Source organism: Providencia rustigianii DSM 4541, assembly GCF_000156395.1.
Classification (GTDB): Bacteria; Pseudomonadota; Gammaproteobacteria; order Enterobacterales; family Enterobacteriaceae; genus Providencia; species Providencia rustigianii.
On the sequence record NZ_GG703817.1, the window covers coordinates 476,342 to 499,130 of the forward strand.

General features: G+C 39.5%; 15 protein-coding genes and 1 pseudogene. 7 read left to right on the plus strand and 9 right to left on the minus strand.

The window, feature by feature from the left end; all coding sequences use genetic code 11:
• Nucleotides 1-3: 3 nt before the first annotated feature.
• On the minus strand, nt 4-1,944 hold the full coding sequence (locus tag PROVRUST_RS02315; RefSeq protein WP_006813071.1) for a pyridoxal phosphate-dependent decarboxylase family protein: 1,941 nt from the start codon (nt 1,942-1,944) through the stop codon (nt 4-6).
• Between the two features lie 404 nt (nt 1,945-2,348).
• Complete coding sequence (locus PROVRUST_RS02320; RefSeq protein ID WP_154611074.1) at nt 2,349-3,359, minus strand: NAD(P)H-quinone oxidoreductase; 1,011 nt, start codon at nt 3,357-3,359, stop codon at nt 2,349-2,351.
• 342 nt (nt 3,360-3,701) lie between these two features.
• Between PROVRUST_RS02320 and PROVRUST_RS02325 the strand changes: the two genes are divergently transcribed.
• Both PROVRUST_RS02325 and uspE read left to right on the plus strand, forming a co-directional pair.
• Nucleotides 3,702-4,457: an FNR family transcription factor gene (locus PROVRUST_RS02325; RefSeq protein WP_006813073.1), complete on the plus strand. Its 756-nt coding sequence runs from the start codon at nt 3,702-3,704 to the stop codon at nt 4,455-4,457.
• A 125-nt stretch (nt 4,458-4,582) separates the two neighbouring features.
• A complete protein-coding gene (gene uspE, locus PROVRUST_RS02330; RefSeq protein WP_006813074.1) occupies nt 4,583-5,530 on the plus strand; it encodes a universal stress protein UspE in 948 nt (315 codons plus the stop codon).
• 170 nt (nt 5,531-5,700) lie between these two features.
• Here uspE and pntB read toward each other — a convergent pair whose 3' ends face one another.
• Both pntB and pntA read right to left on the minus strand, forming a co-directional pair.
• Nucleotides 5,701-7,089, minus strand: a complete 1,389-nt coding sequence (gene pntB / locus PROVRUST_RS02335) for a Re/Si-specific NAD(P)(+) transhydrogenase subunit beta (protein ID WP_039854394.1) — start codon at nt 7,087-7,089, stop codon at nt 5,701-5,703.
• 13 nt (nt 7,090-7,102) lie between these two features.
• Nucleotides 7,103-8,633: pseudogene (pntA, locus tag PROVRUST_RS02340) on the minus strand (Re/Si-specific NAD(P)(+) transhydrogenase subunit alpha).
• A 386-nt stretch (nt 8,634-9,019) separates the two neighbouring features.
• Here pntA and ydgH point away from each other — a divergent pair.
• Entirely contained in the window at nt 9,020-9,970 is a 951-nt protein-coding gene (gene ydgH / locus PROVRUST_RS02345) for a DUF1471 family protein YdgH (protein ID WP_006813078.1), read from the plus strand.
• Between the two features lie 310 nt (nt 9,971-10,280).
• The gene (locus PROVRUST_RS02350; protein WP_039854080.1) at nt 10,281-11,672 is read left to right on the plus strand and encodes an amino acid permease; all 1,392 of its coding nucleotides are present in this window, start codon (nt 10,281-10,283) and stop codon (nt 11,670-11,672) included.
• 306 nt (nt 11,673-11,978) lie between these two features.
• Here the strand turns inward: PROVRUST_RS02350 and hrpA are convergent, their stop codons facing one another.
• Nucleotides 11,979-15,878 carry an ATP-dependent RNA helicase HrpA gene (gene hrpA, locus PROVRUST_RS02355; RefSeq protein WP_006813080.1) on the minus strand — a complete coding sequence of 1,300 codons (3,900 nt, stop codon included), beginning with the start codon at nt 15,876-15,878 and terminating at the stop codon, nt 11,979-11,981.
• Nucleotides 15,879-16,101: 223 nt separating this feature from the next.
• Here hrpA and PROVRUST_RS02360 point away from each other — a divergent pair, with 223 nt between their 5' ends.
• Nucleotides 16,102-16,701, plus strand: a complete 600-nt coding sequence (locus PROVRUST_RS02360; protein ID WP_039854083.1) for an FMN-dependent NADH-azoreductase — start codon at nt 16,102-16,104, stop codon at nt 16,699-16,701.
• 58 nt (nt 16,702-16,759) lie between these two features.
• Here the strand turns inward: PROVRUST_RS02360 and PROVRUST_RS02365 are convergent, their stop codons facing one another.
• Genes PROVRUST_RS02365 through PROVRUST_RS02375 form a run of 3 tightly spaced genes read right to left on the minus strand, consistent with a single transcriptional unit; the run spans nt 16,760 to nt 19,953 of the window.
• Nucleotides 16,760-17,089, minus strand: coding sequence for a YdbL family probable chaperone protein (locus PROVRUST_RS02365; RefSeq protein WP_006813082.1), 330 nt, complete (start codon nt 17,087-17,089; stop codon nt 16,760-16,762).
• Nucleotides 17,086-17,298, minus strand: coding sequence for a YnbE family lipoprotein (locus tag PROVRUST_RS20470; RefSeq protein ID WP_006813083.1), 213 nt, complete (start codon nt 17,296-17,298; stop codon nt 17,086-17,088). Before PROVRUST_RS20470 ends, PROVRUST_RS02365 begins: the two co-directional genes overlap by 4 nt.
• Nucleotides 17,299-17,316: 18 nt before the next feature.
• The gene (locus tag PROVRUST_RS02375; protein WP_006813084.1) at nt 17,317-19,953 is read right to left on the minus strand and encodes a YdbH family protein; all 2,637 of its coding nucleotides are present in this window, start codon (nt 19,951-19,953) and stop codon (nt 17,317-17,319) included.
• 257 nt (nt 19,954-20,210) lie between these two features.
• Between PROVRUST_RS02375 and PROVRUST_RS02380 the strand changes: the two genes are divergently transcribed.
• Both PROVRUST_RS02380 and PROVRUST_RS02385 read left to right on the plus strand, forming a co-directional pair.
• A complete protein-coding gene (locus PROVRUST_RS02380; protein ID WP_039854085.1) occupies nt 20,211-21,209 on the plus strand; it encodes a 2-hydroxyacid dehydrogenase in 999 nt (332 codons plus the stop codon).
• A gap of 14 nt (nt 21,210-21,223) precedes the next feature.
• Nucleotides 21,224-21,661 carry an META domain-containing protein gene (locus tag PROVRUST_RS02385; RefSeq protein WP_006813086.1) on the plus strand — a complete coding sequence of 146 codons (438 nt, stop codon included), beginning with the start codon at nt 21,224-21,226 and terminating at the stop codon, nt 21,659-21,661.
• Between the two features lie 84 nt (nt 21,662-21,745).
• Here PROVRUST_RS02385 and grxB read toward each other — a convergent pair whose 3' ends face one another.
• Nucleotides 21,746-22,387: a glutaredoxin 2 gene (gene grxB / locus PROVRUST_RS02390; protein ID WP_039854087.1), complete on the minus strand. Its 642-nt coding sequence runs from the start codon at nt 22,385-22,387 to the stop codon at nt 21,746-21,748.
• Nucleotides 22,388-22,789 lie beyond the last annotated feature (402 nt).

Here is a 22,789-nt window from a genome sequence, read left to right on the forward strand (position 1 = left end):
CAATTAAAGACTAACTTTTTGTAGGGAATGACTGTGTTTGTTTTCTTCATCAATGAGTTGTTGTAGTTTGTCTTCAAAGATGTTTTTCAGCTCATTCCAGTAGTTTTCAAAGTGCTGCTTGTCTCTCAAGCAATGGGTCATAATTGCGGCTCGAAGGACATAAATAGAACGAACTTTATGCCATTCTTCTTCCTTGAAGTTCGCATCTAGACACAGATTTTGAGGGTTATCACCATACTCTTCATAAGTCAGTGATGTTGATGAGGTTAAAAAATCATTAGCGTAAGTCCGCCCAGCCGCATAAGAACATAATTCGTATAAACGCTTATTAAGCTGATTTTGCTTTTCCAGCGAGATGTTTCCCGTTTCCCTGAACATAAAGTTAATCATATGGAAGTCAGGGGCTGGCATCGCAACTAGCGTAAACTCACGCCCATCAATCACAAAAGACGGGCTACTATTGATTTTATCAATCATCCAGTTGGCGGTTGTGATACCCGCGGCAATCACTTTTCCATACCCCAATAAGTTCAATGGAACTAACCGATGAGCAGCCCAAACAGCGGCGGCGGTTGCACCTGCTTTAGAACCTTCCATAATCGACGATCCCAGTAGCACATTTTGCTGTTTATCCGTTTTACGGCTGCTCTCTTTAACTTCCTCAAAAACATACGCAGCGTGGTAGGATATTAAATCCACAATGCGTTTGTCTTTCATGCAGATAGCGCCTGCAGCATAAGAAATAAATCCAACTTTATGGGGATCTACAGTAATCGAGTCGGCTTGATTAAGTGCCTTAAAACTTTCATAGACATCCTGTTTCGGCCAAACCATGTCCACAGGAAAAATACCGTCATTATGATAGCGCTTAATTAGGGCTTCATACTCAAGGAATTGATTGTTCTCATCTCGGAACATCGCACACGCATAACCCGCATAGGCTGCATCGATGTGAACATAGAAAGAAACACCAAAGCGTTGTTCACATTCTTGACGTAGCTTTATCACTTCGGCAACGTTATCAATAGCGCCAGTTTCCGTTGTGCCAACAACAGCAACCACTGCAAGAATCGGCTCACCTTGTTCAATCAATGAAAAAACGATATCACGCATTTTCATTACATCGGTACGATAATTTTTATTGACGGGTAATTGAACAATATTTTGTTGACCTAGTCCCAAAATATCCATCGCCTTCATCCATGAGTAATGTTTGGATTGAGGTACTAACAATTTTCCGAGTTTGCCCTGCTCAACGCCAGCGCCTCGGCATGTCAAATCACGAATTTCTTCGAATAATCCCAACTTTTTTAGCTCATCGATTAAATCGAGAACATCGCAAGTACGCATATTCAATAAGGCAGTTTCAGACGTCTCAGTAAGCAAAACTTTCGCTTGAGGGTGTTTAGACATTGCTAACGGTAGCGTTTTAATGTTACGTGCTACCCATAGTCCCTCATAGTTAGCGACTGTTCCGCCGGAAGTAATATGTCCCCACGATGTTTGCACGTCATACCCAAACATGGCACACAGGTCTAACCCAGCCTCAATCTCTAATACCGTTGTGGTTGGTGAGGATTCTTGGGCGCAGTTATTTGGGTTGTACATCATCGCCATAACATAGGCGAGATTTGAAATCATGAGCGTATCCGCATTCATGTGCCCCATATAACGGGGAGAAAACCACGGAACTGATGTTGATTTCAATTTAGAGGAGAGCTGATTCAGGATACCTTCCGTGCGGTATAAGGTATCTCTATACTCTGGTGCGTATCTATCGACTGTAGTTGTTAAGTCTGGATCTTCAGGATGATAACCTGACCGCCAGTGTATGTGTTCGGATATTGCATATTCCATCATTTCTCTGAAAAAAACCGCATTTTCAGATTTAGGACCGAGAAATAGTGCATCTACATTCATGTTTTTATTGTTAAAATTATTCATTATCGCTACACCTTCAAACTACAGTTGGCTAATGCCAACCGCATTTAAGTGACCAACTTATTATCATTGGAAAGTGCAATAACGGGGGAATGTCTTTGTCAAATGACAACTTGTTAATGATATCGAAGAGATATATCGCTTAACCTATATTGAAAGGTAGACAAGCCGTTAATGAGCCAACTTGTCTATAGATATAATCCATCTTCATTAAAATATTAACAAACACATCTCAATTTCGTTCGGATTTGTGGACAGGTACAAAAATTCAAAAATTAATTATCTGTAAAGAGATATTTACGCTAAAAAGACTTGATAATGTAAATTATTTGTTATAAATGAAAAATAATTTCATTCTCAATGGATTATATTGATAAATAGCTAATTCAAAAAAAACAATCATCTATTTAATTGTTTATCAAGATAATTTTACCAAAAAGATCACCTGATTCCATATGATTATGAGCATCAGTTACTTGTTCCAATCGATACACTTTGTTAATGATTGGTTTTATTTCACCTTTTTGTAACATTCCCCATACCTGCTGTTTTAGCTCCTTCGCAATATGAATTTTTTCATCAATACTACGAGAACGCATCGTCGACCCAGTATGTTGTAAGCGCTTAACCATCATCGGCATCATATTAAGGTTTGTTGGGTTACCTTTCATCATGCCAATTTGGATGATTCGACCAAATTTAGCCGCCACCATATAATTTTTAGAGACATAGTCTCCACCGATGATGTCAACGACGATATCCACACCATGAGAAGCAGTGAACTCAAGTGCGACGGAAACAAAATCCTGATTGCGATAGTTAATGACACAATCTGCACCTAAAGATTTAGCGACTGACACTTTTTCATCTGACCCCACCGTCGTAATCACGGTTGCTCCAAATGCTTTCGCTAACATGATAGCAACGCTACCAATCCCTGAAGTTCCGCCATGAATTAATACAGTTTCACCTTGCTTTAATTGACCAATTTGGAACATATTGGCCCAAACGGTAAAAAAGTTTTCAGGAACTGCAGCGCCCTCTTCAAAGGTTAAATTACCGAGAGGTAATGCAATATCTTGATGAACTAAACAATATTCTGCATAACCCCCTCCAGCAACTAATGCACATACACGGTCGCCAATCTGCCACTGTGTGACATCATCAGCCATTGCAACTACTGTTCCTGAAACTTCAAGGCCCATAATAGGTGAAGCATCTTCAGGTGGTGGGTAAGAGCCTTTTCGCTGAAAAATATCAGGCCGATTCACTCCTGCTGCCTCAACTTTTACAATCATGTAACCAGCAGAGAGTTTTGGCAGTGGAATATTTATTAATTGCAGTTTATCCGCATCGCCTGGCTCTATAATATCTACGGCTGTCATTAATGGGGGTAACGGTGAGAAAATGTTACTCATTATGTCCTCTTTTTATAGGTTAATAGGATAAAATGATATTTTTTTGTTTATTCTTGTGTTAATTTAATGCTAATAAACTGCTCAAAGAAAGTATTTACTCAATTGATGTTTTTGTGCGACTTTCTGAATGTTAAATACCTTCATTTAATATATTCCAATTTTTAGAATTAATAATATCTTTTAGATTAGCATTTAATTCTAAGCTTATTTAGTTAGCAAATTTAGCTTCTTTTGCTTTTTTATTTAATAAGCCAATTCTGCCTTATATAGCACTTACCAGTCGTCATATCTTATGCTAAAATTGACTCATATCAATAATTTTAATCTGATTGAGCTTTTAATATGATCCCAGAAAAAAGAGTTGTTCGTCGTATCCAGTCTGGTGGTTGCGCAATTCATTGCCAGGACTGCAGCATTAGCCAACTTTGCATTCCTTTTACGCTGAATGAACATGAACTGGATCAACTAGACAATATTATCGAACGTAAAAAACCGATTCAAAAAGGCCAAGCCTTATTTAAAGCGGGTGATGAATTACGTTCTTTATATGCTATCCGATCAGGCACAATAAAAAGCTATACCATCACCGAAGAAGGTGATGAACAAATTACTGGCTTCCACTTAGCTGGTGACCTTGTTGGATTTGATGCAATTATCCATACTCAGCACCCAAGTTTTGCTCAAGCTTTAGAAACTTCAATGGTTTGCGAAATTCCATTTGAAACGCTAGATGATTTATCTGGCAAAATGCCTAACCTACGTCAGCAAATTATGCGTCTGATGAGCGGTGAAATTAAGGGAGATCAAGAAATGATCCTCTTATTATCCAAGAAAAATGCGGAAGAACGTTTAGCTGCATTTATTCTTAACCTCTCACATCGCTTTGCAGAACGTGGCTTTTCACCAAGAGAGTTTCGATTGACCATGACGCGTGGTGATATCGGTAATTATCTTGGTTTAACCGTTGAAACTATCAGCCGTTTATTAGGTCGTTTCCAAAAAAGTGGCATGCTCAGCGTTAAAGGTAAATATATCACTATCGATGACATGACTAAACTGACTGATATCGCAGGAAAAGTTTATTCCGTTTCTTGCTAACCTCTTCTAGACGGATCACAAACTTGGTGATCCGTTGTTATTTTTTCAGCACACATCTTGCCTATTTATCCCCAATAACATAGTTTAATGATATGGAACTATCCGTTTATTAAGAGGATATCTGTATGGCTGACTATAAAAATCTTTTAGTAGCAATCGACCCAAATCAGGATGATCAACCTGCATTAAGACGAGCTGTTTATATCGTGCAGCGTAATGGGGGACGGATAAAGGCGTTCTTACCTATCTATGACTTATCTTATGATATGACGACCCTACTTTCTCCTGAAGAACGTAATGCAATGCGCAAAGGCGTCATCAGTCAAAAAGCAGCATGGATAAAACAGCAAGCACACTTCTATATTGAAGCCGGAATTGAAATTGAAATTAAAGTCATTTGGCATAACAAGCCTTATGAAGCCATCATTCAGGAAGTCATCAGCGGTCAACATGATTTACTATTGAAAATGGCACACCAAACTGACAATTTGGAATCCATTATTTTCACACCGTTAGATTGGCATTTGCTCAGAAAATGTCCATGTCCTGTGTGGATGGTAAAAGATAAAGTTTGGCCTGACCATGGCTCCGTGGTGGTTGCGGTTAATCTGTCGAATGAAGAATCTTACCATGATGACCTCAATATTAAATTGGTCGAAAAAACGCAAGATTTAGCTCGACGCGTTATCAAGGATCAAGATATCCATTTAGTCAGTGCGTACCCTATCGCCCCCATGAATATTGCTATCGAACTACCGGATTTTGACCCGAGTTTGTACAATAACGCGTTACGTGGTCAGCATCTGATTGCCATGAAAAGCTTACGCCAAAAATTTGGTATTGATGAGAAATTTACCCATGTTCGTGAAGGTCTGCCGGAAAAAATCATTCCCGATATGTGCGAAGAGCTACATGCAGGCGTTGTCGTTCTGGGGATTTTAGGTCGTACAGGCCTATCAGCTGCTTTTCTTGGTAATACTGCAGAACATGTCGTTGATAAACTAAAATGTGATTTATTGGCGATAAAACCGGATGGTTTTGTTTGCCCAATTAATGCATCTGAAAATGACTAATTAAAAAGATTAATTTATTAATCTGTAGAAGCTCATAAATCGACATATTTATGGGCTTTTTTATTTTCTCCTATTATTACTCGAAATCCGATTAATAATGATCATGATATTTTGATATAAAAACGCCCTGATTTCAGGGCGTTTATTCTAATCAAAACTTTTATTCACTATTACAATGCTTTTAAAATTGCATCGACACTGGCTTTTGCATCCCCAAATAACATTTGGGTATTTTCTTTAAAGAATAATGGGTTTTGTACACCCGCATATCCAGTATTCATCGAACGCTTAAAGACAATGACATTATTTGCTTTCCAAACTTCCAATACTGGCATTCCCGCAATTGGACTATTTGGATCTTCCTGCGCCGCAGGGTTCACCGTGTCATTTGCACCAATAACTAAAACCGTATCCGTTTCAGCAAAATCATCATTAATCTCGTCCATTTCTAATACAATGTCGTAAGGGACTTTGGCTTCTGCTAATAATACGTTCATATGACCGGGTAAACGCCCTGCTACAGGGTGAATACCAAAACGTACTTTGATACCGCGTTCGCGTAATTTCGCTGTGATATCGTGAACTGGGTATTGTGCTTGAGCCACTGCTAGTCCATACCCCGGAGTGATGATCACTGAAGTGGAATTTCTTAGCATTTCAGCCACTTCTTCCGCCGTTGTTTCTCGGTATTCTCCCATTTCTTCTTCTGTGCCCGTTGAAGAACCATCGGTACCGAAGCCACCGGCGATCACACTGAAAAATGAGCGATTCATCGCTTTGCACATAATGTAAGAAAGAATTGCACCAGAAGAACCAACTAATGCTCCCGTAACGATTAATAAATCGTTGCTCAGCATAAAACCTGCCGCCGCAGCTGCCCAACCTGAATAAGAGTTCAGCATCGAAACAACGACTGGCATGTCAGCCCCACCGATAGAGGCAACCAAATGCCAACCGAAAGCTAATGCAATCACTGTCATGATAAGCATCAGGAAGACTTGCAGGCCCACACTGTCAGTTTTAACAAAAATAACCAACAGAATGAATGAAACGACTAATGCAGCAAGGTTCAATTTATGACGATTTGGCAACATCATCGGTTTTGATGACATTTTTCCAGATAATTTTCCATAAGCAACAATTGAGCCAGTAAAGGTTACCGCACCAATGAAAATACCTAAAAAGACTTCCGTTAGGTGAATATTCTCCATCACCGCATTGGCATGCCCTTCACTTGCAATAAAGCTGTTAAAGCCAACAAGTACCGCAGCAAGACCCACAAAGCTATGTAGAATCGCCACTAACTCTGGCATTTCAGTCATTTCAACTTTTTTCGCTAAGCGGATACCAATCACAGCACCAATAACCATTGCAGTAATCATCCAACCCACATTAGCGCTATGGGGTCCCATGATGGTAGCAATCAATGCAATCGCCATTCCGATAACGCCGTAAGTATTCCCACGTTGGGAGCTTTCATGGCGAGATAGTCCTGCAAGGCTGAAAATAAATAGGATAGCAGCAACAATATATGCCGCTGTCACAACTCCACTCGACAACATAAGTTACCCCTTATCCTTTACGAAACATTTTTAACATGCGTTGGGTCACTGTGAACCCACCGAAAATATTGATACTGGCGATCAATATGGCAATAAAGGATAAGAAACTTACCCAACCACCACTGCCGATTTGCAATAATGCACCGACAACAATAATTCCCGAGATAGCATTAGTGACCGACATTAACGGCGTATGCAATGCATGAGTTACGTTCCATACCACGTAATAACCCACCACACAGGACAATGCAAAGACCGTAAAATGCGATAAAAACTCTGCAGGTGCGGAGTTAGCGAACCAACCAAATAGAATAATAGCTAACGCCATAAGACTAAATTTGGTCACCGGAGACATTTTTTTCTCTGGTGCTTTTACTTTTTCTACGGCTTTAGGTTTAACTTGTGGTTGCGCAGAAACTTTGATTGGAGGAGCTGGCCAGGTAATTTCTCCCTGCTTAATGACAGTGACGCCTCGGATGACTAAATCATCAAAATCAATGTCAATTTCGCCATTTTTTTTCTTTGCAGAGTAATTTCATCAAGTTAACAAGGTTTGTGCCATATAACTGTGATGATTGCGTTGGTAGGCGACTAGGTAAATCCGTATAACCAATGATTTTTACACCATTGTCAGTCACAACCAATTTGTCTGCTTGAGTTAATTCGCAGTTACCCCCTGTTTGTGCAGCAAGGTCAACAATCACACTACCCGGCTTCATAGAGGCAACCATTTCTTTGGTGATCAGCTTTGGCGCTGGTCTGCCCGGTATTAATGCCGTGGTGACGATAATATCGACATCTTTAGCTTGTGCTGCAAATAATTCCATTTCTGCTTTAATAAACGCTTCCGACATGACTTTAGCATAACCATCACCACTGCCAGCCTCTTCCTTGAAATCAAGTTCAAGGAATTCTGCGCCCATACTTTGCACTTGTTCTTTAACTTCTGGACGTGTATCAAAAGCACGAACGATCGCACCTAAACTTCCCGCTGCACCAATGGCCGCTAATCCAGCAACCCCAGCACCGATAATCATCACTTTGGCTGGTGGTACCTTTCCTGCCGCAGTAATTTGCCCCGTGAAAAAGCGACCAAATTCATGAGCTGCTTCAACAATGGCACGATAACCTGCAATATTTGCCATCGAGCTTAATGCATCCAAAGATTGCGCTCGAGAAATACGAGGAACTGCATCCATAGCCATGACATTAATATTACGTGCTTTCAAAGACTCCATTAAATCAGGATTTTGTGCCGGCCAAATAAAGCTGACTAAAGTCGCCCCTTCTTTTAATAATGAGATCTCATCGGCTTGCGGTGCATTTACTTTAAATACAATATCTGCTGCCAGTGCCGTTTCACGATCAACAATTTCAGCGCCTACTTGCTCATACGCAGCATCGTCAAAACTTGCTAGATGTCCCGCCTGTTGTTCTACACACACAGAAAAACCCAATTTCAATAATTGAGTTACCGTAGAAGGTGTAGCAGCAACACGCGCTTCATTGGCAAGTCGTTCTCTTGGTATACCAATACGCATAATGTTCCCTTTTTAAAGCATGAAGTAATCTAGTATGTAAGTTAATTAGCAAAATATGACTATCTAGTTAAAAAGAAAAGTCTTATTTTGTCGTTAAACCGTTTTAAAATGTTCTAATAACCTACTGAAATTAACTTGATTGATCCATAATTGATCACGTTTCTAAGACAGTAAATGGAATTCACCGTGAAAATCTTAGTTTTAGGTCAATAAAACACTGGATACTTAAAAAAAACTGGTAAATTTGACTAGTCAACCAATATTTGTGTCCTCGCTAAATAAAATAATGCGACAACATAGACAGTTACGTGTAATAATCTCGCCTATGTGGTACAACTATTATTCAGCATGTTTATAATAAATTACGCAAGTCGGAAGGATTTTGTATGAAGCTGAAAACTACGGTCATCGCAGCCGCGGTGTTATCATTAACAAGTATAACTGCGACTCAAGCGGCTGTTGAATTGACGCCAAAACAGGCTAAAGAATTACAACCTTATGAGCGTATAACAGTCACCGGGCGTTTTAATGCTATCTATGAAGCATCCGATGCTGTTTCCCGTAGGGCTGATAAAATGGGGGCAAATGCCTTTTACATTCAAAGCCTTGATGATATCGGTGATAGTGGCAACATGCGTGTTGTTGCGGATGTGTATGCAAAAGATGCACCTAAGATTGAAGAATCAAAACGTCGAGTATTTGATGGCATAGAAGAGATGTCCAAAGCAGACGCTAAAATATATCAACCTTTTGATACTGTCACTGTCAGTGGTTTCTACCCGTCTCAACCAGATCTATATGAAGCATTAGCTAAAAAAGCAAAAGAGAAAGGCGCTGCGTCTTTCTACTTAGTGCGTAACGTTGCCATGAATGATGGTGGTAATACGCTAGCAACGGCTTATATCTATAAAAAAGACGCTCCTGTACGCCAAATTCAAAAAGAAGATGCAGTTGTTCCTGCTGACTCTGAAGCCGGACGAGCAATGTTAGCGGAAGGTGGCGAAGCCGCTGATAAAGTATTAATTCCTGGTGTTGCCAGTTCAGATGAGCCAACCGAAGCGGTCGGTCGTTTCTTTGAGACATCATCTAGCCAACCTGGTCGCACTAGCGTGACATTGCCTAACGGTTATGTCATTGAAGAAGTGAACAAAACCGCAGCAGCAATGATGGTTCCTTTTGATTCCATCACGTTCTCTGGTTATTACACCAATACGCCAGAAGTTCGTTATCAAATAGCGAAACGTGCTGAAGCGAAAGGTGCTAAATATTATCATATTACGAGAGAATGGCAGTCTAATGGTGGCAGCGTAACCATTAGTGCGGATCTATTTAAGTAATCGTTAATAAGACTCTTCTAAAAGCCAGTTTGTGATACAAACTGGCTTTTTTGTACCCTCTATTTTAAGCAAACAATGCATTCTCCCCCGATCGTATCCACTTGTTTACCTTTAGTAACCAAAAGTGAATAAAACTTCTGCTTAAGTGCATATTTTTCCATTGCATCTGGTTCATTTCATTCGTAGAATCCACACACTAATTTAGTAGGCGATCTCACTGGATTTATCCTCAGTTATAGTGAATCTAGTTACGACAGTCTCTATCTTAACGTCATTTTAACTTTTGATTGCAGAACAACCAGGATATACATTGAAAAACACTCTAAGCCTTACCGCCCTAACCGCGCTAGTTCTCAGCTCAATGGTTGGTGCCGGTGTTTTTAGCCTTCCACAGAATATGGCTGAAGTGGCGAGTCCATTAGCATTAATCATTGGATGGTCCATCACAGGCGTCGGGATCCTATTCCTTGCATTTTCTCTTTTATTTCTTTCTAGGATACGTCCAGATCTTGATGGCGGAATATTCACTTATGCAAAAGTTGGATTTGGCGAGTTTATTGGCTTTTGTTCCGCCTGGGGCTACTGGCTGTGCGCCGTCGTTGCCAACGTATCTTACTTAGTCATTGTCTTTGCTGCGATTAGCTTCTTTACCGATACGCCAGATAACATTGTATTTGGTGATGGTAATACATGGCAGGCTTTAATTGGTGAGTCTATTTTACTGTGGGTCGTTCATTATTTGGTCTTACGTGGCGTACAAACTGCTGCGGGTATCAATAAACTTGCCACAATGGCAAAACTCATCCCCCTCGGTTTATTCATTGTTTTGGCTTTTCTTGCTTTCAAATTAGATATTTTTGATGCTGATTTTAGCGGCATAGAACTTGGAATTCCCGTCTGGCAACAAGTCAAAGATACCATGCTCATCACGTTGTGGGTTTTTATCGGTATTGAAGGTGCGGTGGTCGTTTCTGCCCGAGCTAGAAATCGCCGTGATGTGGGCCTTGCTACCATTTTTGCCGTTAGCTCTGCATTAATTATTTATATCTTAGTTACTCTACTTTCCCTGGGGATCATGCCTAGAGCTGATCTTGCTGAGATCAAAAACCCATCAATGGCAACCCTGATGGTGAGCTTGATTGGGTCTAGCGGCGATATCATTATTGCTGCGGGTTTGATTATCTCCGTTTGTGGCGCCTATTTGAGCTGGACAATTATGGCGGCGGAAGTACCGTACATTGCCGCTCAATATCAATCATTCCCAAGAATTTTCAATAAACTCAACAAAAATGACGCGCCGTCATCTTCTTTATGGCTCACCAATGGTGCAGTACAGTTGTCATTGGTTTTAATTTGGCTAAGTGGCAGCAACTACAATACATTGCTAACTATTGCCTCTGAAATGATTTTAGTTCCCTACTTTTTAGTCGGGGCATTCTTGGTTAAAGTAGCCTATAGTCGTCATAGTAAAGCATTACTTGCAGTCGGCTTAGTCGCTAGCATTTATGGTTTATGGCTATTATATGCTTCTGGTTTGATTAACTTGATGCTATCCGTTGTTTTGTATGCACCAGGCATCTTACTGTTTCTCTATGCTCGTTCCCAGCAAACATCTAAAGCCCCACTGAAACTCGCTGAGAAAATATTGATAATAGCTATCGCTGTCGCATCTGTTCCCGCTCTCTATTATCTCTTAACCTAGCTTTGAGTTTAAAAGGTACTAAGTTCTCATTTGGACTTAGTACCCTCCTATATTTCAAACGCCCTTCACTCCGGACTCTATTTAGCTGTCTTTACTTCTAGTTATTTTTCTAAACGCCCATGCTTTACTGGTTAACTTGAGATCGTAAAATCAATTACGGTGTTGCAGGTATCTTTTGTTTAAAAAACAACAAGCATGTTGTAACTAAAAAGCCGGAATGTCAGCCACAATAAATAAGTAAGCAAGAATAAAAAACGCACCTGCTTATTGAAAGCCGGTGCATTTTAATAAAATTAAATCAATGATCTATAATTGCTGGCTCAAGCTTTCCATCGTCTGGATAATCCGTTTATCGGAGATTGGATATGGCGTCCCTAATTGCTGTGCAAATAGGCTCACCCGTAGCTCTTCAATCATCCAACGCACTTCTTGAACCTCGGGTAATTTTTTCTGTAGAGGAGTTAATTTGCCCATCCATTGCTGCCACATATTTTGCACATGCTCAACTTTACTCATTTGCGCACGGTCACGATTCGGATCAATGGCCAGTTTTTCTAAACGACGTTCAATACCGTTCAAATAACGAAGGATATCTGGTAATCGTTTCCAGCCCTGCTCTGTCACAAAACCTTTAAATACTAACCCTGACATTTGTGCTTTTAGATCAGATAAGGCTAACGCCATCGAGAAATCAACACGACCTTTTAGGCGCTTATTAATAGCAAACACCGATGTTAAAATTTGTTCAACTAGCTTCGCAATGTTAACCACGACATCGTTAAGTTCAGCACGGGCATATTCCTTCAATGCTTCAAATTGCTCTTCATTCCAAACTGCGCCACCATAGTTATCAATCAGTTGGTCAACACCACAAGCAATACAATCATCAATCAGCTCCAGCACTTTACCATACGGGTTAAAATAGAGACCTAATTTTGACTTATTAGGTAATTTTTCATGGAGATATTTAATTGGTGAAGGAATATTTAATAACAGTAATCTGCGCACTCCAGCCCACATGGCTTGTTGTTGCTCAAATTCAGTTTCAAAAACACGAATACCAACGCTGTTTTTTTCATCCACCAACGCTGGATAAGCTTTCACCGAGTACCCACCTCGTTTCTGCTCATAGCGTTGGGGTAATTCACCAAAGCTCCAGATATGCAAACCGCTCTGTTCGATACCGTCATCAACCACTTCAGATAAGGTTTCTTGCACTTTTTCCTTGAGACTATCTTTTAGTGCATCAAGATCTTGCCCTTCCGCGATGGTTTTATTTTTATCGTTAACAACTCGATACGTCATTTTTAAATGCACAGGCAATTGATCTAGCTGCCAAGCTTCTCTTTCAACTGTCACACCTGTCATGCGACGCAATTCGCGTTCAAGCTTATCCAGCACACTGCCCTCTGGATTGGGTACTCGCTCTAGAAATGCTGAAGCATAGTTCGGTGCTGGAACAAAGTTACGGCGAATCGGTTTAGGTAATGATTTAATCATTGCCACAATTAATTCATGACGTAACCCCGGAACTTGCCAGTCAAAACCAATATTTTGAACCTGATTTAAAATCGCTAATGGGATATGTACCGTGACACCGTCAGCATCAGTTCCCGGCTCAAATTGGTAACTTAAGCGGAATTTTAATTCACCTTGGTACCAATAATTAGGATAGTCGAGTAATGACACATTTCCCGCATCCTCCTTAATGAGCATATTTTTCTCAAAGTTAAGCAAGTCTGGTTGCTGTTTTGAGACATCTTTCCACCATTTATCAAAGTGACGAGATGAAATCACATCATTAGGAATTCGCTGGTCATAGAACGCAAATAACGTTTCATCATCCACGAGAATATCGCGACGTCGCGATTTATGTTCTAAATCCTCAACTTCAGATAGTAACTTTAAATTCGCTTTAAAAAAGGCGTGGCGAGTATTCCAATCACCCTCAACTAGTGCATGGCGAATAAATAATTCACGACATAATAATGGATCAATCGATCCATAATTCACTTGGCGGGATGCAACAATAGGCAAGCCATACAATGTCACTTTTTCAGAAGCCGTTACCGCGCCTTCTGATTTTGACCAATGAGGTTCACTATAATGGTGCTTAACGAGATGCCCAGCAAGTGGTTCAATCCATTCAGGGTCGATCGCCGCCGCAATTCGCCCCCAAAGTTTCGAAGTTTCAACTAGCTCTGCAACCATTGTCCATTTTGGCGGTTTTTTAAATAATCCAGAACCTGGAAATATCGTAAAGCGAGCATTTCTTGCCCCAGTAAACTCATGTTTTTCCGCATCTTTTTGCCCAATATGAGATAGCAAACCAGCTAATAGAGAAACATGAATACTACGGAAGTCAGCCTCCACACTATTGATTGCAATACCTTGTTCTTTAACGACTTGTCTTAATTGAGTGTACAAGTCCTGCCACTCTCTAATTCGTAGATAGTTGAGAAAATCCTGACGGCACATTTTTCTAAACTGAGCATTGGACAATGCTTTTTGTTGTTCTTTTAGATAGTCCCATAGGTTTAAAAATGCCATGAAATCGGATTGCTTATCGTGAAAACGACGATGCTTTTCATCAGCCGCTTGCTGCTTATCAAGAGGTCTTTCACGTGGGTCTTGGATCGACAATGCCGATACAATCACCATGGTTTCTCTCACTGCACCATATTTTCTGGCTTCAATCACCATACGTGCTAAACGTGGGTCTACGGGCAGTTGCGCCAATTGGCGTCCTACATCCGTTAAACGATAACCTTTATCAGCCTCTTTATGTGGCTGAATTCCCCCTAACTCTTCCAGCAGTTTGACACCATCTTGGATATTACGTTTATCCGGTGCCTCTACGAATGGAAAAGCAGCAATATCCCCAAGACCAATCGAAGTCATCTGTAAAATGACCGATGCTAGGTTAGTTCTTAAAATTTCAGGATCGGTAAATTCAGGACGAGAAAGAAAATCCTCTTCAGAATACAATCGGATACAGATACCATCAGAAACACGTCCACAACGCCCCTTACGTTGATTCGCTGAGGCTTGAGAAATAGCTTCAACGGGTAAGCGCTGTACCTTAGTACGATAACTATAGCGGCTAATTCGAGCATAACCGGTATCAATCACATATTTGATACCTGGAACTGTTAATGAGGTTTCCGCAACGTTAGTTGCCAAAATTATGCGGCGCCCACCATGAGGATGGAAAATCCGATTTTGTTCGCTGTTAGACAGTCGCGCAAATAATGGGAGTATTTCCGTGTGACGTAATTGCAACTTAGTTAGTGCATCAGCGGTATCGCGGATCTCTCGCTCTCCGCTCATAAATATCAAAATATCGCCAGGGCTTTCTCGACCTAGCTCATTCACAGCATCGATAATGCCATCAATTTGATCCCGCTCACTGTCATTGTCATCCCCCATAATTGGGCGATAACGGACTTCCACAGGATAAGTACGCCCTGAAACCTCAACAATTGGCGCATGGCCAAAATGACGAGAAAAACGCTCAGGATCAATCGTCGCAGAAGTAATAATCACTTTAAGGTCAGGGCGTTTAGGTAATAATTGACGTAAATATCCCAATATAAAATCGATATTTAGACTACGTTCATGGGCTTCATCGATGATAATTGTATCGTATTGCAGGAGTAATTTATCATTCTGTAATTCAGCGAGTAAAATACCATCGGTCATCAACTTAACTTGAGTTGTTTCACCAACTTGGTCACTAAAACGAACTTTATAACCTACGTTAGTACCCAGCTCGCACTCTAGCTCTTGAGCTAATCGTGAGGCAACTGAACGAGCAGCGAGTCGCCTTGGTTGAGTATGCCCAATAAAGCCTTTAATTCCTCGACCTAATTCAAGACAAATTTTAGGTATCTGAGTCGTTTTACCTGAGCCAGTTTCACCTGCAATAATCACCACTTGATGATGTTGTATTGCTTCTAGAATGACTTGTTTTTTCTGGCTAACGGGCAAATTATCGGGATAAATAATTTTGGGGACATTAAGGCATTTTTTTTCAACTTTTTGCTTAGCCTTTTCAATATCCCCTTTAATGACTTCAATAACCGCCATACGCGATTTTTGATCTTGTATTTTAGCAATTCCATGGATTCTTTTTTTGAGCAGCCATTGGTCACGTATTGAAGTTTGTTCAATTTCAGCATTGAGTGTCGATAGAATGGGGTCCATTCTCTAATCCTTATATTTCAATTCATTACATCATCAGCAAGTTAAACTTCCCCTACGCTGACTAAAGATAATATTTAGTTTTATTTTGTAATTTTAGTTATTTCATGAAAATACCATCAATTTTTTTGAACCTAGTCTTCTAAAAATCTTCCTATCAATCTACCCTATGTCGAGTATCATTATCGTTAATAGATAGAGAGTTACACCGATTTCGAGGGAAACAATGAGTAACGTATTATTATTAAAATCCAGCATTTTGGCAGACTATTCGCACAGTAACAAAATGGCTGATTATTTTATTCAGCAATGGAAAGCAAAAAATCCGGCTGATGAGATTACTGTTCGAGATTTAGTTAATGACCCCGTCCCAGCCATTGATCGTGAAATTTTAGCAGCTTTTGCACCGAGTGACACTAAAACCGCTGAACAACAAGCACATTTGGAACTGTCGAATCAATTAATTGCTGAACTTAAGCAAAGTGATGTCGTTGTGATTGCCGCGCCAATGTACAATTTTACGATCCCATCTCAACTGAAACATTATTTTGATTTTATTGCTCGCTCTGGGCAAACATTTAAATATACAGAACAAGGTGCTGTCGGGCTATTAAAGGGTAAGCGTGCATATATTTTGACGAGTCGTGGTGGTATTTATAGAGATACCCCAACCGATATTATCGTGCCTTATTTAACACTGTTTTTAAATTTTATTGGGATTACTGATATTGAATTTATTTTTGCTGAAGGAACTGCATTAGGCCCGGAATCAGCGGAAACTGCTCAGTTACAAGCTAAATCTCATATTGATGCTCTGATTGCATAACAAAACGCCTTGTTAGATTTAGTCTGTTACCTATCTGCGCACAATGATGTGCGCATTTTTATTTTTTCTTTACCCACTGCCCATTAATGCCTCGTACATATTCTCCCTTGTCTGCACGATCCACCAGCTTTTGCCCTGCAAGTTTCGCAACATCGTTGGTTTTTAAGTTATTCTTTCTTGCGATTTCATCGTATTTTACTTTTCTTTCTGCGTTGATTTGTTCAATCAATACCTTCGCCTCTGGGTTATTGGGATCGACAACGGCTAAATATCCTGAGAATGTTTCTCCAATTAATCCTTGGTTTTTACCTTCGTCCACGGTCAGAGCAAATGCAGAAAATATGCTAAAGGCCGAGAATAATATAATCACTTTAATCAAATTTATCATTTGCTGTGAACCTCACCAAATAAGTCACTATTTTCTTTCAGCAGTTCCTCGACTTGTCGGTCCGCTTTGATCTGAATTTCATGTTCAATCTTAACATTCATATTGATATTAATAGGTTTATCTGGTGTTGCAACTTCTACCCGTAAACAAGCTGTCAACCCTGCAACCATTGCCATCACTGTTACTAATTTTAATGTTTTCACGTTCATCCTTTCTTTATTACAGAATCACAGATTTTTTTCCAACCACTCTTCTAAGCCACTACCAAAGCGTAAGCTACGCCATAATTGAAAAACATTTTCTTCATGGTGGTAATTTAAGTGAACTTCACGTTTCTTCGCCTCACGGGCGTTATATCCTTCAAGAATAGTCGACATTGTTAATAGCCCCAAGTTGGTTAAATTAACATCAGTGCGACTTTTTTCTATTTCTAAATATTGCAACCAACCAATCGCTGAACCCGCAGAGATATTATCTTTAGCAATAGATTCAACAAAATCTGTTTCTAAACGCAGTGTTAGTGGGCCACTATTTTCCAACCAGCCACCCCGAACAATCCATTCAGGGTTGTTCAAATAAAAAGGCAATTGTCCATTAACTCGACCGGAAACCGCAAACTGAGAAACTTTAAGCTTGGTAAATAATTCGCTGAGTTCCACGTCATGAACACTAATGGTAGCGGGTTTGTTTTGAGGCCAACGTAATAAATCTAAATTAACCTCTCCCCCCAGCATTTTAAAACCCACATTACTTAACTGTATTGGCGTTGTTTCAGTAGGTGGATAAGTTCCGGATAAATCAGCTTTAATATCTGTAAACTCAAACAAGTTAGAAACATGTTTAATCCGTAATTCAACCGGAGATTTTTCACCCAGCGTCCAAGTGCTATTGTGCAATTTCCATGGGAGGACAAAATCTAATCCATTTAATTCACCATCTTTTAACCAGAGACTGGTATTCGCAACACGCCAGTGTCCGCCTGCAATAAATCCACTCTCAGGAGCGATAGAAAATGCAGCCTGAGAGAATAGCTTTCCTTGCCGTAATTCTATTCCAAGATCTTTAGGAATTAATGTCTGAAATGCAGTGACCGATTGCTCAGGCCAACGCGCTTCCCCTCTTAGACGCTCGCCATCCCAACGCCCAAATATTACGATAGGCCCAACTTGTTGAGTACTTAAATCCCCTTTTAATTGAAAACTTGCAGGAGATTGACCTGTTAGGTCAGCATTGACCGTTGTTTTCGGTAAATAACTGTCTACGCCAAATTGCATTTTGTCGCTGGTTAATTGTAATGAACCGTGGAAATTAGCTTTACTTTCATCCCGCTGCCAAATTAGAGGTTGTGTAAGAATTAAACGTGGCGAGCTCATCGAAAGTAAGCCGTATTTGATCTGGTCAAATCCCGTTGTTAGGCTATTTAGCGTTAGTTGTGTATCTTGCCAGCTTCCATTTCCTTTGATATCCCAACGAGCAGCCAATGTCGGTAATTGCGCATTTCCCCAATAATTCCAAAACCACTTTCCTTTATCAATATTGAATCTATTTGCCGTTCCATCTAAATGAACGACAAAATCCCCCCAATACTGTTCTTTCACTTTCACAATGGCCTGTAAACGCCCTGAAATTCCCTCGGCACTCAAACGAGTGCCCGCTAGCGGTAAACGTATTTCATTGAGTAAAATTGTCGGTGTCACTTGTCCATAGGCTCTCATTAAAGAACCGGGCAAAAATGCAACCGTCGGAGAAACTATCTGACCTGCAATTTTTGCAGGTAAATTAATGTCCAGCACCATGTCATCATATTTAACTTGTCCATATAGCCTGAAGTTAATATCCGCATTGAGTAAATTAATATGGCTAGGCTCAACCGTTAGTACAACGTTAGCTTTACCTTTTTTAGCATCCGTCAGCATATTTAATCGACCCGAAACCTTCATTTCATTGATAGTTTGATTCCAGTGGTCAATTTGAAATGCAATGCCGCCATGCAACGGAATTTCCGCATCCTGCCAGTTCCATCGTCCATCTGAAACGATCAATTGAGAAGCCGATATTTGCCAAGGTAGGTAAAATAACTCTCGCTGAAACTCCACATCTGTGACTGAGAGTAAACCTTGGTCGCGTTGCCAATGAAGTTTGGCTTCTAAACGTTTACCCAGCTCCACCAATTTAAAATGTGCAGTAATATCTCCCGTTTCAGGCATTTGCTCGCTGGTTAGAGGTAACGCTAGTTGAGCTGTTAATTCAATGCGCTGAGGTTCAATATTCGATACTTTAGTTGGGTTAAGCGGATCGTTCGGGAGTGTATCTTGAGGCAAATTTATAAAAAACTCATTGGTCAAGAGTTGTCCCGACGGTGTAATTAATGAGGATAAGGATATATTTTTTCCTCGATAATCTAGCGCTAATTTAGCGTCATCTGTACGACGCAACCAAAGACTACCTTGGTATTTTTCCCATGACTGTAAATTAATACTCTCTATTACCAGTGAAAACTTTGGGATTGAATTCAATAGGTCAGAAATATTGGTGGGTTCTGTTGGTGAATTATCATCGGTTTTGATTTTATCCATGCACTCTGCTGCAAGGTTTAAACCATCAATATTTATACGTAGTGGAAAAAATGAAATACGAGTGTTGTCCAAATTGGCGATAGAACAATTGTCTACCGTTATTCTTATCTGCGGGAATTGTATTTGCCGCCCCACTAACTGAGGATCAGAAAGTGACAGCGTCACGGGATGCGGTAAAAAGTGATTTGCGACAATGGGTACCCAGCGAGAAAACGTGGTCCACAGTAAGACTAAGAGCGCAAAGCTAACTCCAAGTAAACAGAGTAGTATTTTAAGAGCCCTGATCATTAACTGCGTCCTTGTTTAAACATATACTTCACTCGTATGTTAATACTTCTTATGGCTTGGCTACTTTTAACTCAATAATAGTATTGCATTGTTAAACATAAAGCATAAACGAAAATCGAAAGTAAACAGATAGATATTTTCTGAATTTATAGATGATTTACACTACCAATTGTCTTATTCTGAACTTATCTATTAGTAGGTTTTTACTTTTACCTACCTGTTATTTATTGGTTCCTATGAATTATGGAGTCCCTCTGATGAAAATTGTTTCTTATAGTACCAAACAGTATGATCGCAAACATATGGAACAGGTTAATCGTCAATCAAAATTTGATTTTAATATTGAATACTTTGATTTCCCACTAACTGTTCAGACTGCCAAAAACGCCGTTGGTGCCGATGCAGTGTGTATTTTTGTGAATGATGAAGCTAACCGTGCTGTTTTAGAGGAGCTAGCTGCTCTCAATATTCGAATTTTGGCATTGCGCTGCGCAGGGTTTAACAACGTTGATTTAGATGCTGCTAATGAACTAGGTATTGATGTTGTTCGTGTTCCAGCATACTCCCCAGAAGCGGTAGCCGAACACGCTGTTGGTATGATGCTGTGCTTGAATCGACGAATTCACCGTGCATATCAGCGCACCCGAGATGCCAATTTCTCCTTAGAGGGTTTGACCGGGTTTAACATGCATAACCGAACAGCGGGAATTATTGGTACAGGCAAAATCGGTCAAGCAACCTTGAGAATTTTAAAAGGCTTTGGAATGCGCCTGCTTGCCCATGACCCATATCCAAACCAAGCTGTCTTGGATCTTGGTGCAGAATATGTCGATCTGGACACGCTATACCAACAATCCGATGTTATTTCCCTACACTGCCCTTTGACACCAGAAAACCATCATTTATTAGATGAAAAAGCATTTAATAAGATGAAACCAGGGGTTATGATCATTAACACTAGCCGTGGTGCATTGATTGATTCAGTCGCTGCAATTAGCGCATTAAAATCGCAAAAAATCGGTTCATTAGGCATGGACGTATACGAAAATGAACGCGACCTGTTCTTTGAAGATAAGTCAAATGACGTTATTCAAGATGATATCTTCCGTCGCTTATCATCCTGTCATAATGTTTTGTTCACTGGACATCAAGCATTTTTAACTGAAGAAGCCTTAACGAGCATCAGTTTAACAACGTTAAATAATATCCAGCAAGTCAGCCGCGGTGAGATTTGCCCAAATATTGTTAAGCCTTAGTTGGACAAGTTAGGATGAAAAGATTAATCCCTCTTACGTTATTAGGCTTACTACTTGGTGCGTGCCAGACGCACCAAGTCAATGCGGGTAATAGTCATCAATCCCTAGAGCAACAGTTAATGCACCATAATTTTGTGCTTACTGAAGTTAATGGTAAAAAAGTAAGAAATAAGCAAATAGCCCCAGCCATTTCATTTGGAGAGAAAATGTTTGTCTCTGCTTCTATGTGTAATGACTTTAATGGCATGGGGACATTTGATAATACTACGCTAAAAGTAAAGTCACTAACTAAGACAGAGTTACAATGTGTTGATGAAGATCTCTCGCGCTGGGATTCGATAATAAATCGCATGTTAACGGAGGGTGCTACAGTGGAATTAACCAAGAATCGCTTAGTTCTCCTACAAGGTCATTATAAACTTGTGTATACATTAAGTGACTATATGCAATGATTTTTAATTTATAAAAAAATAAAAAACCACATTCCAACTAAAGAATGTGGTTTTTTTTATTTTATTCTGTACTAGATAAAAATGTTACCTAGCCTGTGTAAAAAGCAAATTAATCTCTGTGGCTTTAGAAATTTTATTCATATAATTATGAATGTTTGTGCTAAATGAAATTTCTTTCACAATGCTTAAGCTACGCAGTACTGGAAAGATAATAAAGTCATTAATATCCACGGTATTTACATCTCGTTTTTCTAACCACAAATCTAATAAATCCATATGAGGTTCAAGCTCGATAAGTAATGTATGAGTTTCCTTTCTCAGCACGTCTAAATCCCCATGAAACTTACTCACGCGCTGGATATAGGTCGCTTTAGCCTCAGGGGTATTTGTCTCTGGAAATTCAGACTCAGTGAAACGTGGAGTGACTAGTTTTGATACTGTCGATGATACGGCTTTATACCAGTTATCAATTTCAGTGCTCATTTCACCGCTTGCATATTGAGGCTCTTTTAATTGATCAATGTAGCGAACGATATCTAGGCTTTCAGGCAAGTAGCTACCATCATTTTTTTGTAAAATAGGTACCATTTTACGCCCGATCATCTTAGTTGGTGTTTCTATATCACTATCGAGTAAAATAATTTCCTCAACTGCTATTTTTTTAAAACCAAAAATCATTCTCGCACGTACACAAAAAGGACAATGATCATAGATATACAATTTCATGAGAACCTCACTAATTATGTGATAAAAAACCAACGATCTCATTACAGTATACTTTATATTTACCTTTGTTGTAGCAATAAATAAAGTTTCATTCACTAATATCATTAGTTTATTTTTTAAATAACAAAAAAAATAAAAAATAAAAAATTTAATCATAATGAAAGCAACAAAATATAATTTTTATTATAAATATAACAATAGTGGTAAGACCTCATCCATTTTATAATAATTACATATGTCGTTGATTAAATTATTTTAATTTAAAAAATAAATCAGTGAAATTTGCCAATGCAATTAGTTTCAAAGTGAAACATATTATCTATATAAATAGACAAAAAACTTGTTTTTTACATGGAGAAATTCGTTTCTAATCGCTTAACAAACAGGTTTAACCTTATAATT

Coding starts and splice junctions, on each gene's coding strand:
- PROVRUST_RS02315 (WP_006813071.1), bottom strand. CDS start 1,944: ATGAATAATTTTAACAATAAAAACATGAATGTAGATGCACTATTTCTC.
- PROVRUST_RS02320 (WP_154611074.1), bottom strand. CDS start 3,359: ATGAGTAACATTTTCTCACCGTTACCCCCATTAATGACAGCCGTAGAT.
- PROVRUST_RS02325 (WP_006813073.1), top strand. CDS start 3,702: ATGATCCCAGAAAAAAGAGTTGTTCGTCGTATCCAGTCTGGTGGTTGC.
- uspE (WP_006813074.1), top strand. CDS start 4,583: ATGGCTGACTATAAAAATCTTTTAGTAGCAATCGACCCAAATCAGGAT.
- ydgH (WP_006813078.1), top strand. CDS start 9,020: ATGAAGCTGAAAACTACGGTCATCGCAGCCGCGGTGTTATCATTAACA.
- hrpA (WP_006813080.1), bottom strand. CDS start 15,878: ATGGACCCCATTCTATCGACACTCAATGCTGAAATTGAACAAACTTCA.
- PROVRUST_RS02360 (WP_039854083.1), top strand. CDS start 16,102: ATGAGTAACGTATTATTATTAAAATCCAGCATTTTGGCAGACTATTCG.
- PROVRUST_RS02365 (WP_006813082.1), bottom strand. CDS start 17,089: ATGATAAATTTGATTAAAGTGATTATATTATTCTCGGCCTTTAGCATA.
- PROVRUST_RS20470 (WP_006813083.1), bottom strand. CDS start 17,298: ATGAACGTGAAAACATTAAAATTAGTAACAGTGATGGCAATGGTTGCA.
- PROVRUST_RS02375 (WP_006813084.1), bottom strand. CDS start 19,953: ATGATCAGGGCTCTTAAAATACTACTCTGTTTACTTGGAGTTAGCTTT.
- PROVRUST_RS02380 (WP_039854085.1), top strand. CDS start 20,211: ATGAAAATTGTTTCTTATAGTACCAAACAGTATGATCGCAAACATATG.
- PROVRUST_RS02385 (WP_006813086.1), top strand. CDS start 21,224: ATGAAAAGATTAATCCCTCTTACGTTATTAGGCTTACTACTTGGTGCG.
- grxB (WP_039854087.1), bottom strand. CDS start 22,387: ATGAAATTGTATATCTATGATCATTGTCCTTTTTGTGTACGTGCGAGA.